Genomic DNA, 14,027 nt, shown 5'->3' with positions numbered 1-14,027 from the left:
AATCATGATGACCGGGCACACCACCTATTTTCGTCACTGTGACAAATCTAGGTGGTCCGAGCTTCTCGAAATCTTGAACCGGGACGAAAGATGTTGAACAGCAATATATTAGGGCGATCAACTCTCGTGCCACTGCCGACTTGTCGTAGCTGGCCTATCCTGGAGAAGAGAAAAGCAGCGGGCGAGCATCAAAACCGCTTCGGGGACCTACGGAGAGTGAGTTAGTCAGTGTCGACTCACGTCATCACCTCTCTCACACTCGACAGCCTCGATCAGCTTTCCGCCCATGCGCGCCGATGCGTGTTCTGGGAGATGGACCCGGGCGCGCTTCACGACGCCCGAGGATTCTGTGATCAGGAATTCGAGAAGGAAGCCTGGCTGTCGATGGTCATGCTCGAGTGGGGTTCGTGCGGACAGGTCGCCGTCCGCGACGGAAAGCCGCTCGGCAGTGCGTTGTACGCCCCTCCCCGCATGATCCCGCGCGCGCAACTGTTTCCCACCAGCCCGGTCAGCTCGGACGCAGTGCTTCTGACAAGCCTTCGCCTCGAGCCCTCGGGCATAGAGGAAGAACTAGGGCCGAGCCTGCTGGCCGCTGTCGTGACAGATCTGGTCCGACGAGGAGTTCGTGCGCTCGAGGCATTCGGTATCCGTAGCGGCGACTTGGGGCCAGCTTCCGACGTGGCCAGTGCAACGGCAGCTCTGGAATGTTCACCCGCAGAATGCATGATCAGTGCCGAGTTCCTCGAGGACTACGGTTTCGAGGTCGTGGCACCGCACCATCGTTATCCGCGCCTTCGTCTCGAACTCAATCGAGATCACGAATGGAAAGTCGACGTCGAAGAAGCCCTCGACCGTCTACTGAAGGCCGCAGCTCTCGAGATGGTGGAGATCAGCGAACTCGCCAGAGTGTGAGCAGGTGCCGACCGCAGGACCTACGAAATGCGGTCGGCTACCGAAAGCTCTTCTGCGAGAAGCTCGGCGAAGGTGAAGGTACCGGTCGGCTGATCATCTTGGCCCAACAGATACAGCCGCTTGACCGAGATCAAAATGGCTTCGGCGATGGTGTCACGCATCCGCGGATTCGTCAGTACCGCAACGTCGGACGCGTTGGACAGGTAGCCGAGATCGATCTGCACCGTCGGCATGTTGGTCAGGCGCAACAACTCCCACGTTCGACCGTGAGTTCTGCAGTCCCGCAACGGAGTTCGCGCAACGATCTCGCGCTGAACGAAACCGGTCAACACCTGCCCGATCATCGAGACCGAACCGTGCGAATTTCCGAAGTGGAAGCTCGCGACGCCGTTCGCCGACGGGCTCGAGTTGCTGTCGCAGCGCAGGGAGATCATCAGATCGGCGTCGAATGCGTTGGACGTCAGCGCGCGCTCGGCCTCGCTCGGATCGGCGTTGTGCGGGCGGGAGAGGAAGGTTTCCATCCCGGTTGCTGCCATCCGCCCCTCGAGGCGCATAGCCAGATCCCACAGGATGTCGGCTTCGGAGATGCCGTTGACGATGGTGCCGGTGGACGGACCACCGAGGCCTGGATCGATGACGATGCGCTTGCCGCCCAGCTGTGGGCCCTTGCGCCTCACCAGCTCCTCTTCGCTGATCGCGTGCGGCGATCCGCCGGTGACGCGAGTTCCCAGCAGTTCCAGCGAACGCAGTGTCTGCGGTCCGCAGATACCGTCGGCGGCGATCCCGATTTCACGCTGGAAAGACGAGAGAGATTCGTGGGTCTGCGGGCCGAAGAAACCGTCGATCCGACCTGCGTAGAAGCCGAGGTCCTGCAGTTTGGCCTGCAGAGCTGCGACGTCGTCGCCGTACAGCGGCGCAGAAAGCTGGTAAATCAACGTACGGGCGCCCAGGCGGTACGAGGCCTCGCGAAGTGACCGATAGGTGGCCGGGCCCACGATGCCGTCGACAAGGAGCCCACGCTGCTGCTGGAAGGCGCGAACGGCGCTGTCGAGTTGATGATCGAAGATGGCGTCGGGTGCAACCCAGTGGGCACCGTCGGCGCTTTCACGTCGAATACCGGAAGTTCCGTGATGGAGGTATCCCAGCTTCGTCAATGTGCCCCGAATCTCGGCGACGGCCGGGCCGTGATCGCCGTGTCGGAGTCTGTGCATGCGTGAAAGCCTCTCGGATCGGTTAACGAATTCGATCGATGTGCCTGGTCGTAGACCCGATCAGGCACATCGATCGATTATCTCAGAAATTCTGTGGATTGCGAGAATCCACGATGCTCATCCAGCCGTCAGAGAACGTCTGCGAGGTCCTTGAGCAGTGCGGCCTTGCCCTTGGCGCCGACGATCGTCTTGATCGGCTTGCCGTCCTTGAACAGGATCATCGTCGGGATCGACATGACCTGGAAATCGCGGGCGGCCGCCGGGTTGGCGTCGATGTCGAGCTTCGCGACGGTCAGCTTCTCGCTGTTCTCACCGGCGATCTCCTCGAGGACCGGGGCGACCATCTTGCACGGGCCGCACCAGGTTGCCCAGAAATCGACCAGAACGGGCTTGTCGCTGCCCAGGACGTCCTGCTTGAAGGAATCGTCGGTGATGGTGACGGTATTCGACACTGTTACTCCTCGAGGGTTGGGTACGACAGCTTGATGAATCAGGGAGCGCCGACGACGTCGACCGTATGGCCGGCAGCGTCGAGCGTGTTGGCGGTGATGTCGCCACGATCGGCCAGCCAGCGTTCGGCGTCGATTGCTGCGGAGCATCCGGTGCCGGCAGCGGTGATCGCCTGGCGGTACGTGTGATCGACCAGGTCACCGGCAGCGAAGACGCCGTCGACGGAGGTCGCGGTGGAACCGGGAGCGACGCGCACGTATCCGGCGTCGTCGAGATCGACCTGGCTCTTGACGAGCTCACTGCGCGGGTCGTGGCCGATGGCGACGAACATGCCGGTGATCTCGAGTGTGGAGGTCTCACCCGTGACGGTGTCACGAACGACGAGCCCGGTGACGCTGTTCTCGCCGAGGACCTCGACGGGCTCCGCGTTGGTCAGGAAGCGGATCTTCTCGTTGGCCTTGGCGCGCTCGAGCATGATCCGTGAGGCGCGGAATTCCTCGCGGCGGTGCACCAGGGTGACCGAGCGAGCGAAGCGGGTCAGGAAGGTTGCCTCTTCCATCGCGGAGTCGCCGCCGCCGACCACGACGATGTCCTGGTCACGGAAGAAGAAGCCGTCGCAGGTGGCGCAGGCGCTGACGCCGCGGCCGAGGAGGCGTTCTTCACCGGGAATGCCGAGGTAACGGGCTGCCGCGCCCATGGCGAGGATGATCGCGTGCGCGGCGTACGTTTCGCCGTTCGCGACGACCGTCTTGATCGGGCCGCTGAGATCGATCTCTTCGACGTCCTCGGTGCGGATGTCGGTATCGAAGCGAAGTGCCTGCTCACGCATCTGTTCCATCAGGTCGGGGCCCATGATTCCTTCGCGGAATCCGGGGAAGTTCTCGACCTCGGTGGTGGTCATGAGGGCGCCACCGAACTGGGTTCCCTCGAACAGCAGGGGCTGGAGCTCAGCGCGCGCGGTGTAGACACCAGCGGTGTATCCGGCCGGTCCGGAACCGACAATGATGACGTCATGGACCGCGGGCGTGTTTTCCAGCTGGGTGGTCATGCGAGCCTTCCAATAGTGAGTGCAGACCCTCCGCTTCTTGGAGAGCCGTACCGATCAACACCAGGATAAGGGGTGTTGTTCCCGCACTCCGCTGGAAAGTGGCTCACAGCCGGCAGCTCACAGCGCGGGACTCACGGGGCGGGGCGCGGTGCCTCCCGAACCACAAGCGCGTCCCGAACCACACAGCGCGTGCCGGTGTAGATGGTGGGCATGCACTTGTTGCAGTGGATACACAACCCCTCGTCGACGCTCTCGGCTTGGAATTTGTTGACCAGTTGTGGGTCCCTGAGGAGCGCACGCGCCATGGCGACGAATTCGAATCCTTCATCCAGTGCGTGCTCGATGGTGTCGACGCGGTTGATGCCGCCGAGCAGGATCAGTGGCATCCTCAGCGCCTGTCGGAACTGACGGGCGAAGGGCAGGAAGAAGCCCTCCTCGAACGGGTACGTCGGAAAGAGTTTGGGACCGTAGAACTTCAGCCCGTACCCGACGAGTTTGGGTTGGGAGGCGACAAACTCAGCTAGTGGGACCTCGCCGCGGAAGAAGTACATTCCGTTGAGAAGTGAACTGCCACCGGTCAATTGCATCGCGTCGAGGTGGCCGTCGGCTTCGAGGATCTGGGCGATCGGCAGGCTCTGGTCGAGCCACAGACCTTTCGGCACCCCATCGGACATGTTGAATTTCGCGGTGACCGCCACGCTGGATCCAGCGGCGCGTCGCACCGCTTCGACGACTCGACGCGGATACTCGGCGCGCTTGGCGACGCTGCCACCGTATCGATCGTGGCGCTTGTTCAGATTGGGGCTCATGAACGAACTGAGGAGGTAGTTGTGGCCGAGATGGACCTCGATGGCGTCGAATCCTGCGTCCACGGCGACGCGAGCGGTCCGTTCGAAGTCGGAGACGACACCGTCGAGTTCGGCGAGTGTCGCGCCCTTGACGAGGCCCATCGCGGGCGGACTCAGCCGGGTCGACGGCGCCAGAGTCTTCGTCTTGTTGGAGAGCGTGTTGGCGACCAGTCCCGCGTGGCCGATCTGCGCCGCAGCAAGTGCGCCTTCGGCGTGGACGGCGTCGGTCAGTCTGCGTAGTCCCGGCAGCGCGCGCTCGTCCATGACAAGGGTGTCGCGGTGGACTCGTCCACCTGGTGAGACGGCGCAGTAGGCGACAGTGGTCATCGCGGCCCCGCCGCGGGCCACCTCGGCGTGGAAGTTGATCAGATCGTCCGAGACCGCTCCCCGGGGCATGACGCCCTCGAACGTTGCAGCTTTGACGATGCGGTTGCGCAAGGTCAGAGGGCCGAGACGTGCGGGTTCGAATATCGACGGTGTGGGCGCTGTGGTCATTTTCAACTTCCTGCGGCGGCCTGATCTTTACGATGCCAGTGGACTCGTAACTACGACGATATAGCGCCTACTCCCAATCTGTCCGACAATTCGACACGATGAATGCCACAGGATCAGGTCGCCCACGAGACCCACGCATCGACGACACAGTCCTCGAGGTCACCCGAGCGATGCTCCTCGAGGTCGGTTGGGATCAACTCAGTCTCCGGGCGATCGCGGCACGGGCAGGGGTCAGCCGAGCCTCGATGTCGCGGCGATGGCCGTCGAAGGCACATCTTGTTCTCGGGTCGATCCTGGGGGCGACACCGGACCTGACACCGTTCGAGGGCACCGATCGCGACGGCTGGATCCGTTGGGTGGTGGAGGGAAGTGCTCAGCTCTTCTCCCGTCCCGAGGTTCGCGCCGCGTCGCCAGGATTGCTGGCGGCCCTGCGCGACCACGACGACCTGCGCAACGAATTGTGGCGCGGGTTCAGTGGACCGAGTACGCAACTGTTCCTTCAGAACGCCGAAGATCCTGAATCGGCACTGCTCGATGCCAAGGCCGTGCTGGTATTGGCGGCCGGGGCAGCGATGTTTTCGAGTCTGATAGCGGTCGAGGACGATACAGATGCGCTACGCGAAAGAATCCTCGAGCTCTTACTCCCGGCGGCATCGCCGCGCTGACCGTCGACGTCAGCCGATGTTCTTGACCGACAACGTATTCGGATTCCCGTCGCTGCAGTTGATGCCGACAGTCAGTGCAGTGATCTGACGCGGCTGCGATCCCGTGAAGAGTAGGACTATCGCCGGCGCCCCGTCGATGCGAATCTCGCCGGAACCGAGCAAAGGCCGGCGCTCGTCGATGCCGTTGGCGCGTAGGCATCCGGCAAGTTTGGATGGATCATCCAGTGGTCCAAGGTTTTTGGATCCGACGAGTGAGAGCAGAGACGCCGAATCCGGATCGTTGACAGCAGACGTCGCCGGTGTGCTCGGTTGAGCAACAACACTTTCGGCAGGTTCGGAATCTCGGGTTCCGACAACAACGATCACGAAGGCTACCAACACGGCTGCTGCGGCACCGAGAACCCACGCTTGTGGGCGCCGCCGGAACGGCACGACAGCTGCCTCAGCTGGCGGCTCCAGCTGTTCTGACTGTAGATCCAGTGCCGAATTGATTCGCTCGGCAAGCGAATTCGGAATCCGTTCGTGAGTGGCCTTGCTCGAGTTCAGTGTCGCGAGTGATGCCGTGACGCCGTCAAGGGCGGTGACAAATGCATGGGCGTCAGGATCTGCGTGTACCACCGGCCACAGAGCCGCACTGGTTTCGGAATCGAGAACCCCGGCGTGAAGATCTGCGAGTAGGTCTTCTGAAAACGGAGGCGACGGAACGCGAACAGACGGATCTGTCATGAACCCTCCCTCGGCAGTCGATGCGGACCCTTACAAGATAGGACGCGGCCGGTTCACGAATGGTTCCCGCCTTCGCGAAAGTCCTCCAACTGGGCGGCGAGACGCTTGCGCGCGCGGGCGCAGCGACTCTTCACGGTCCCTACGGGTACTCCCAACCTCTCGGCGGCCTCGGCTACCGGATACCCCTCGACATCGACGGCGACGACGGCAGCACGCTGCTCAGGCGGCAGCGATGCCAGTGCCTGTTCGACGGTCAGGCTCATGTCCACTGTCGCCGCATAGTCGCGGTGATCGCGGGGTTCCTCCGCGTTCTCCGAAGACAGAGAGAACGCCGCCCGTGATTTGTTGCGTCGGATCCGGTCGAGGCAGGCATTGACCACGATGGTGTGGAGCCAACTACGCACCGCCGCGTCGCCGCGGAACTTCGCCGCCTTGCGATGCGCGGACAGCAGACCCTCCTGGAGAGCATCTGCCGCATCCTCGTCCGAGTAGCTCGTTCGCCGGGCAACGTGCCACAGATGATCCTGATGCCGGAGCAGTAGTTCACGGAACGCGTGTCGATCGCCCGCGACATGAGCGGTCAACAATTCGAAATCCGTCGCCTCGAGATTCTTGTTCTCGAGACTTCTGGATTCGAAATTTCCGGCTCCGCCCCCGGTGCCCCCCCGATAACTGTGCACGGGCGGATATTAGCCCAGTCGGTAGGTTTCAGAAGGGCCAAGGGCGATCACTTTGCCGCAGTGAATGCAATCTCCGAGATGGATGTCTGGTTTTGTCCGGATTCGGTGCTGAGCTGCGTAATCCAAACCAGGACATACTGACCCGAGCCGTCCGAAGTGACTGGAATGTCGGTCACACCGTTCTTCAGGACACCCGATCCGATTTCCTTGGTCTGATCCAGCGAAGTATTCGCAGAAGGGGCAGAACGGATTTCAACGACGGTTCCCGGCGAATCAGACGTGATCGCAACATTCTTCAGGTTGGCGGCATCGGCAAGCGTCACCATCAGGCCGACACCGTTCTTCAGCGACGGGAACGGCTGGAAGTACGAGTCCGACGACCACGCAGTGGCCGGATTGCCGTCGATGGCGTTCTTCGCTGTTGCCGGCTGATCCGGCGTTCCCTGGGGTGAGAACACCGTTACGGCCGAGGAAGCTACCGGAACGGTTGCTGCCGCCGGTGCGGGCGCCGGTGAATTGTTCTCGGGCGCAGTGGCTTCGGTGGTCAATCCGAAACTCTGCTCGCTGAGCGGGGTGTCGTTACTGCCACCCGAGAGGAAGCTCGCTACCCACACCACAAGGAGAATCAGGACGATCACGGTGAAGACACCGAGCGCCGTCAGTGCCGCGAGCATCCGCGTCGACTTCTTCTTCTCGGCCTCGATGGCTTCGGGGTCGTTCAGTGCATGACCCGACGCACCCTGTTCGCGGTGGCCGAGACGAAGTGCCGGAATCATTTCCGTCTTGTCGTTGACGACGGACGCCTGATCGAGGATGTGCTGCACGGTGGCAGCAGTGCGGATTCCACTCTCCGACTGCAACGCTCGAACCGCAACGGCCGAGATGTCGAACGGAACCTCCGGACGGACGACCCGAGGCTCGACGATGTTCCCGTCGGCGCCGCGGCCGGCGGGAAGCAAACCACCGACGGGACCGGCGGACGGTTCGGCCAGCGGCCAGCGCGCCGTGATGAGCGAGTACAGCATGGCGCCGAGACCGCGGACGTCGCTGGTGGAATCGGCGTCGGCAAGCGTCGCCGGGAACGCCAGTACGGCGTCACCGTTGATGCTGATGCGAACGCGGTCCGGGTGATCGATGGACAGCGCACCGCCGGTGCGGTGAGCAGCTTCGGCAGCCGCCGCCAGGGCACGGATGGCGCGGGCTGCACCGATCGGTGACGGCGTCGTCTCGGCCATCTCACGCAGCGAACGGCCGGGAGTCCATTCGGCGACGACGATGCCGCCCGAGCTTCCGCGGACGACGTCGAGGACGCGAGCCAGACCGGGCGAGTTGATTCGTCCCAGGCGCAGAGTGCGTGAGAGAACTGCCTGCGGTCCGGACTGGCTGTCGTCGTCACCGCGCTGATCGGCGTCGACGAACGTCAGGGCTACTTCACGGTCGAGCTTGACGTCGAGAGCTTCCCAGAACTGCAGTCCGCGGGTTCCGCCGTGCGGCGCGAGCAGACGGTAGCGTCCGCCGGCGACAGATGCGCCCGGGATGAGCTTCGGTCCACGGGGCATCGGTCGCTGGGCCGGTCGTGATGCGGATCCGGCGGCAGGTGTGCGAGGTGCAGTGGGCGGTGTCTGAGCGGCAGCCGTCTTCTGAGATTCGGGTGCCTTCTTGTCCGGAGCAGGCGTCTTCGGCGCGGGTGTCTTCGAGACAGGTGCTGAAGGTATCTTCGACACGGGCGCCGAAGGTGTCTTGGACACACTGACCGGAGGTACCGGCGGAGCGGCCTTCTGCACCGGCGGCTGCGGCTTCTGACCCTGCGGGCTTTGGCCCTGCTGCGGTCGCTGTGCGGGCTGCTGTGGCTTCTGACCCTGCTGTGGCTTCTGGCCGGAAGATGCGGAGGAACTCGTGGATGCAGGTGTGCCCGACGATGCCGTTGACTTCTGTTCGGACGCTTTCACGGCAGAAGTCCCGGCACTCTTGTTGCCGGAAACGTTGTCGTCGCTCACCCTCGCTCCTTCTCCATCGATAGCCCGTCCCCGAATACGCGCGGGTTGCGATCCTGTACGCCCACGACCAGGGTACGGGAGCGCACCCGGTCGTTCTTGCTCGTTTGATTCCGTTCTGATTGCAGGAATCAGCTCGGTGACGTCGTCGTCGGTGTTGTTACGTGTGTCCGGTTCGGCGCGACCTGTCAGTGAACGAATCTTGCGGGAGACCGCAACCGTTACCGACAGGACTTCCGGAACCTTCTTGAAGTAGAGAATCGTGAAGGTGATCGCGAGCATCAGGATGCCGCCGACGGCGACGCGAACCATCGAGCCAGGTCCGCCGAAACGCTCGGTGAGTTGATCGAATCCGAGGACGCGGTCGACCGCGAGCATGGTCAGCGAACCGGCCAGCGAGGCGAGTACGACGGACCAGACTGTCTTGCCCACGTTGGCCATCTGCAGGTTTCCGAGGCTGCGGTGCAGGAGGTACCCGCCGATGACGGCGCCGGTGATGTATCCGAGACCGTTGGCCGCACCGAGCAGGATCACGACCTGATCGCTGTTGGATGCGAAGACCGGAGCGAGCGCCGAGAAAGCGATTTTCACTGCAGTGATGCCGAGAACGATCCACGTCGGCGTCCAGGCTTGTTCGCGGGCGTAGAACACTCGAAGTTGGATCAGGACCAGTGCGTACGGAATCAACGTGAATGCCGACCAGCTCACAGCGGTGCCGAGTCGTTCGGCCTGTTCGGGTCCGAAGCGGCCGTAACCGTAGAGCGCTTCACCGACCTGCGGGCCCATGAAGGTCAGGAACATGATGATCGGAACCAGCGTGATCATGGTCAGACGCGTTGCGACCGACAGATCGTCCACGACGGCCGGGGTGTCGTCGGCAGCAGCGTTGCGGCTCAGGCGCGGCATGATCGCGGTCAGAACCGTCACTCCGAGCACGCCGTACGGGAGTTGCAGGAGCAACCAGGCCTGGCTGTAGATGGCAGGGCCGGCTTCGTCGGCGTGGGAGGAGATCTTGGTCGCGAAGATCATGCCCATCTGGCTGATCAGGACGTACAAGACGATGGCGACCGCCATGCCGCCGAACTGGCGCAGGCGGTCGTCGAGACCCCACAGCGGTTTGAGCGAGATCTTCTCGCGGCGAAGCGCGGGGATCAGGCTGGCTGCCTGCACGATGACGCCGATGGTGATGCCGATGCCGAGGGTGAGCAGCTTTGCATCGCCCATCGAGACCGGATCAAGCGAGATCTCACCCGGAGTCAGGCGATAGACCACGAGCACCACGAGGACGACGACATTGTTGAGTACGGGAGCCCAGGCTCCGGGCTTGAAGATCTGTCTGGTGTTCAGAAACGCTGTGAACAGCGCCGACAGCCCGTAGAACAGGATCGCCGGCAGAAGCAGATAAGACAGCGACGTGGTCAGGTCGGTGCTGACCTTGCCGTCTTCGGACAGGAAGACGTATTTGGTGAGTACGGGTGCTGCCAGGGTCGCGAGCAGCGCGGCCATGCCGAGTAGAACGAGCGACGCCGTGAAGAGGCGTCGGACAAACGCTTCGCCGTGATCGGCGTCCTCCCGCTCGGCGCGAACCAGCACGGGGACGACGATGGCGGTCAGCACGGCGCCCAGAACCAGTTCCGCGATCATGTTCGGAATCTGGCTGGCGACGGTGAACGAGCTGGCGATGGCGGGGCCGAGGACCATCAGGATCATCAACTGCTTGGCGAATCCCGTGATGCGGCTCGTCAGCGTCGCGATCGCGATGGAACCCGTTGCCGCGAGGAGTCGAGAGTTCGTCTCCTTGCGTTCCCCGACCTGGACATGGGCGTCGGTGTCGAACTCGTCCGACGTGGTCGTCGCCCGGTCGGCAAACTCCATCTCGGCTTCGCGGTACCGGGGGTAGTCGCGGATCACCGGGATGGTCATGGTGGGTGCGTCGTCGAAACGTGCGTCCGGGTTGACCGGCTGGATCGGGTAACCGCGCTCCCACGGTGGCATCCGAGGATGCGAGCGGGTCGTGGCACTCTTGCGGGTGATCGCCGAGCGGCGACCCTCCTCGGGTGGATTCCCGGTCATGAGCGTTCGTACCCTTCATCTGCTGGGTCCGGCTGACCCTTGAATCGATGCCACAGCCGTCGCCCTGCCAGGAACAGCAGCAACCCTCCCGCTGTCGCCGTCACGGCGGCCAGGGGACGACCGTACGCATTCGACCGTACGGTCACGCTGGTCGGCGTACCCAATTGGCGGCCATCTGTCGTGGTCAGCGAGAAGTTGACTTCCAGCTTGCGAGAATCGTTCATTTCCGCGGGCACAGTCAACTGTCGGCTACCTCGCGGCGGAAGCTGTTTGGGACCGATGTCACTGATCTGCATCTCGGGTGGGGCTTCCACACGCAGGTCGACGTTGATGGCGATGGGCAGCTCGTTGCGCGCCACCAGCAGGAGCGGACTCTGCCCCGACGCGAGGGTGTAGACGCCGCCCGGAGACACCACACTGACGGCCCGGTACATCCCGTCGACGGCTTCGGTGACGTTGTCGGCGCGGATGGTCGCGGCCCGCTCCGCCCGATTGACCGACGCGGAGTCGACGTTGCGGCGATCGGCCAAGGTCATCGAACGGAGTAGATCTTCGCGGAGCGGCGCCGTGAATCCCCGGGGGGTGAGCGAAGCCGCCGGATCGTCCACGAGCGAAGCTTCGAGCCCGTCGATACGCGGAAGTTGGGTGGTTGCGGTCTCGACGACGGACGTTTGCGGACCGTCCTGGGTAGCCCGGTCCGGGTAGTCGAGAGTGGCGGCGTCCGTCGCGCCCGGTTGCCTGCCGAGCAGTGCCGGCAGGGCCTGAGGTGAGGCGAGCCCGGACCGGATGAGGGTCGCGAGCATCGAGAGCACCGCCGTGGCGTCGTTGCTGTCGGCGGTCCACAGTTGCGGCGGCGCGAAGATCTGATTGCGCGGCAGCGACGTCGGCGTCAGCGCGGCCCAGGCCATCGCCCCCAGCGCGTCCTGACGCCGGGCGCTGCGCGATTCGATGTCGATGGTCGGCGCGGTGTCGTCGGGGATGTACGACGGGACCTGCGGCTCCGAGCCGGTGGCGGCCAGCGCCGCTGCCGCCGAGGTGTCGAAGGCAAGCGCGTCGAGTGAGCCGGTTATCCGCGACGACAGCTGCGGAGCTGCCGAGTCGACGGAAGTGTCAGCCACCATCGCTGTGGTGGGATTCACGCTCAGCACCTCTGCGGTGGCCGAGTCGAGGACACCCGAATCCGGCCAGACGAAATCTCGCAGTGAGGTCACGCCGAGGATGTTGTCGACGATGTCCGCCGGCCGTGTGAGCGCGGTAGCCGTCAACTCCGGATTGGCCACCGAGGTGACCGCGGCGAGATCGGCCTGGGCGAACGGAACCGCCGTCGTGCACATCGAGGACGCGAGGGTCTTCACCCGGCCGAGCCACTGGTTGGCGGCGTCGCTGCCGCGGCCTTCGTGCGACGGTCCGGTGGGATCTGACGAGTTGTCGGCCACGAGGTATCCGCGAGTCATGTTCTCGACGGTGATCAGAAGGTCGGGGTCGATTGCCAGACAGAGCGCATCCGTGACGCGGCGATCGGTGTCGCTCTCGGGCTTGGTGGCGTTCTCCACCGCATCGACCAACGCGTCCAGGCGCCCGCCGTCGGAAAGTTCGGTGGCGAGTTCGTCGTCGATCAGGCGTACGGGCTCGTTGACCGCGCCGGGGATTCCGCCGACGAGTCGTGGCGCGTCGGCCAGCGGCCACATGAGCGTGACGCCGATCGGGGCGGACGTGTCGGGGGGAACGACGGCCGTGGCGGACGAACTGGGGGTTCCGGCTGTGGCGTTCGATTCGGCCGCGGCCGGCACACCGAGGACGGGGAGCAAGAAGCGTGCGTCGTCGAGTCGGGCGGCACCGCCGTACTCCGGGGTGCCGTTCACGTTGACGAGCATCGGGTAGACGCCCGGTTCGGTGATGTCGAGAGACAACCCGGTAGTGCTCCGCAACGGCAAGGTGAGCGTGAACTGCTTGGACTGGCCGGTGTCGAGGGTGGTGGCAACGGTGTCGAATTCGCCGACCGTGTCGAAAACGGCCTGGTCGAAGTCGAGTGCTGCGCGCACGTCCGAACTGGAGTCGATCGCGGGAGCGCGTTGCAGCCTCACTCCGACGTCCTCGACGGGACGGTCACCGACGTTCTTCACCGTCCCCTTGACCACGACGTTGCGGTCGCTGGTGGTCGTCACCGTGGTCGGTGCGGTGGAGTCGATGGTCAGCTGCAGAAATTTGGCATCGTTGGTGTTTCGCGCCGGGGCGCGCTCACTGGGCTGACTGGACGGCGCTGCCCATGCGACGGCCGTAGTTGCAGGCCCGAAACCGACAGCGGCCATCACCAGAGCGGCCACACCGGCCCGCCGCAGTGCCATTCTCATCCGGCGTCCGGTTCCTTCGGGCGCTGTTCTTGCCGTATTTCCGTTCGCGGCATCTCGGCGATCATCTGGGACGCGAGTTCTGCGAGTTTGCGCTCGTCGGCGTATGCGAGGCGCGAGTGCAATTCCGTCAGCGGCACCCAAGCGACTTCGGTGACCTCGATGTCCTCGTCGGAGAGTTCACCGCCGAGAAAGCGGAGGAGATAGTGGTGCACGGTCTTGTGGACGCGTCGACCTTCGGTCACGAACCAGTAGTCGATGCTGCCCAGCGGTGCCAGGACGGTTCCCTGGATACCGGTTTCTTCTTCGACCTCACGCATCGCGGTCTGCTCAGCGGTCTCACCTTGTTCGATATGGCCCTTCGGTAGCGACCAGAGCAGGCGTCCGCGGCGGTCGGTTCGGCCGATCAGTGCAGCGCAGAGGCGTTCCGGGGGTCCTCCCCAGCCGTCGACGACCAAGCCGCCCGCAGAAGTTTCACGGACGGTTCGCATCAAAGGTTTATCGGGGTTGCCGACGGCAGGTCGACGCCGCGGGTTGCGGCGACTCCTGTTTGTTCGTTCGGCACCAGACACCTCAT

General features: G+C 63.8%; 11 protein-coding genes. 2 read left to right on the top strand and 9 right to left on the bottom strand.

The features are described from left to right. The first annotated feature begins 228 nt into the window (after nucleotides 1–228). Nucleotides 229–912, top strand: coding sequence for a hypothetical protein (locus GN300_RS10840; protein WP_003942495.1), 684 nt, complete (start codon nucleotides 229–231; stop codon nucleotides 910–912). Nucleotides 913–932: 20 nt separating this feature from the next. Here the strand turns inward: GN300_RS10840 and GN300_RS10835 are convergent, their stop codons facing one another. From GN300_RS10835 to nox, 4 genes are all read right to left on the bottom strand, one after another. Then, a complete protein-coding gene (locus GN300_RS10835; protein ID WP_063315343.1) occupies nucleotides 933–2,123 on the bottom strand; it encodes an N-acetylmuramoyl-L-alanine amidase in 1,191 nt (396 codons plus the stop codon). A gap of 128 nt (nucleotides 2,124–2,251) precedes the next feature. Then, complete coding sequence (trxA, locus tag GN300_RS10830; protein WP_003942530.1) at nucleotides 2,252–2,575, bottom strand: thioredoxin; 324 nt, start codon at nucleotides 2,573–2,575, stop codon at nucleotides 2,252–2,254. 38 nt (nucleotides 2,576–2,613) lie between these two features. Further along, nucleotides 2,614–3,621, bottom strand: coding sequence for a thioredoxin-disulfide reductase (gene trxB / locus GN300_RS10825; RefSeq protein WP_063315344.1), 1,008 nt, complete (start codon nucleotides 3,619–3,621; stop codon nucleotides 2,614–2,616). A 131-nt stretch (nucleotides 3,622–3,752) separates the two neighbouring features. Beyond that, nucleotides 3,753–4,964: a 4,4'-dithiodibutanoate disulfide reductase gene (gene nox / locus GN300_RS10820; protein ID WP_007729131.1), complete on the bottom strand. Its 1,212-nt coding sequence runs from the start codon at nucleotides 4,962–4,964 to the stop codon at nucleotides 3,753–3,755. A 98-nt stretch (nucleotides 4,965–5,062) separates the two neighbouring features. Here nox and GN300_RS10815 point away from each other — a divergent pair, with 98 nt between their 5' ends. Next, a complete protein-coding gene (locus GN300_RS10815) occupies nucleotides 5,063–5,629 on the top strand; it encodes a helix-turn-helix domain-containing protein (RefSeq protein WP_003942539.1) in 567 nt (188 codons plus the stop codon). A 9-nt stretch (nucleotides 5,630–5,638) separates the two neighbouring features. Here the strand turns inward: GN300_RS10815 and GN300_RS10810 are convergent, their stop codons facing one another. Genes GN300_RS10810 through GN300_RS10790 form a run of 5 tightly spaced genes read right to left on the bottom strand, consistent with a single transcriptional unit; the run spans nucleotide 5,639 to nucleotide 14,022 of the window. Next, nucleotides 5,639–6,355, bottom strand: coding sequence for a hypothetical protein (locus GN300_RS10810; protein ID WP_063315345.1), 717 nt, complete (start codon nucleotides 6,353–6,355; stop codon nucleotides 5,639–5,641). 53 nt (nucleotides 6,356–6,408) lie between these two features. After that, complete coding sequence (gene sigM / locus GN300_RS10805; RefSeq protein WP_075835073.1) at nucleotides 6,409–7,035, bottom strand: RNA polymerase sigma factor SigM; 627 nt, start codon at nucleotides 7,033–7,035, stop codon at nucleotides 6,409–6,411. Nucleotides 7,036–7,082: 47 nt separating this feature from the next. Further along, nucleotides 7,083–11,102, bottom strand: a complete 4,020-nt coding sequence (locus tag GN300_RS10800) for a lipid II flippase MurJ (RefSeq protein WP_063315346.1) — start codon at nucleotides 11,100–11,102, stop codon at nucleotides 7,083–7,085. Then, a complete protein-coding gene (locus GN300_RS10795; protein ID WP_007729124.1) occupies nucleotides 11,099–13,453 on the bottom strand; it encodes a DUF6049 family protein in 2,355 nt (784 codons plus the stop codon). The genes GN300_RS10800 and GN300_RS10795 overlap by 4 nt, the downstream gene beginning before the upstream one ends. Beyond that, the gene (locus tag GN300_RS10790; protein ID WP_030537486.1) at nucleotides 13,450–14,022 is read right to left on the bottom strand and encodes an NUDIX hydrolase; all 573 of its coding nucleotides are present in this window, start codon (nucleotides 14,020–14,022) and stop codon (nucleotides 13,450–13,452) included. Before GN300_RS10790 ends, GN300_RS10795 begins: the two co-directional genes overlap by 4 nt. Between the last annotated feature and the right edge of the window lie 5 nt (nucleotides 14,023–14,027).

This window comes from Rhodococcus sp. Ni2 (assembly GCF_021352185.1).
Taxonomy (GTDB): domain Bacteria; phylum Actinomycetota; class Actinomycetes; order Mycobacteriales; family Mycobacteriaceae; genus Rhodococcus_F; species Rhodococcus_F qingshengii.
The sequence above is the reverse complement of the archived record's forward strand: the minus strand, read 5'-3'. Positions and strand labels throughout refer to the sequence as shown.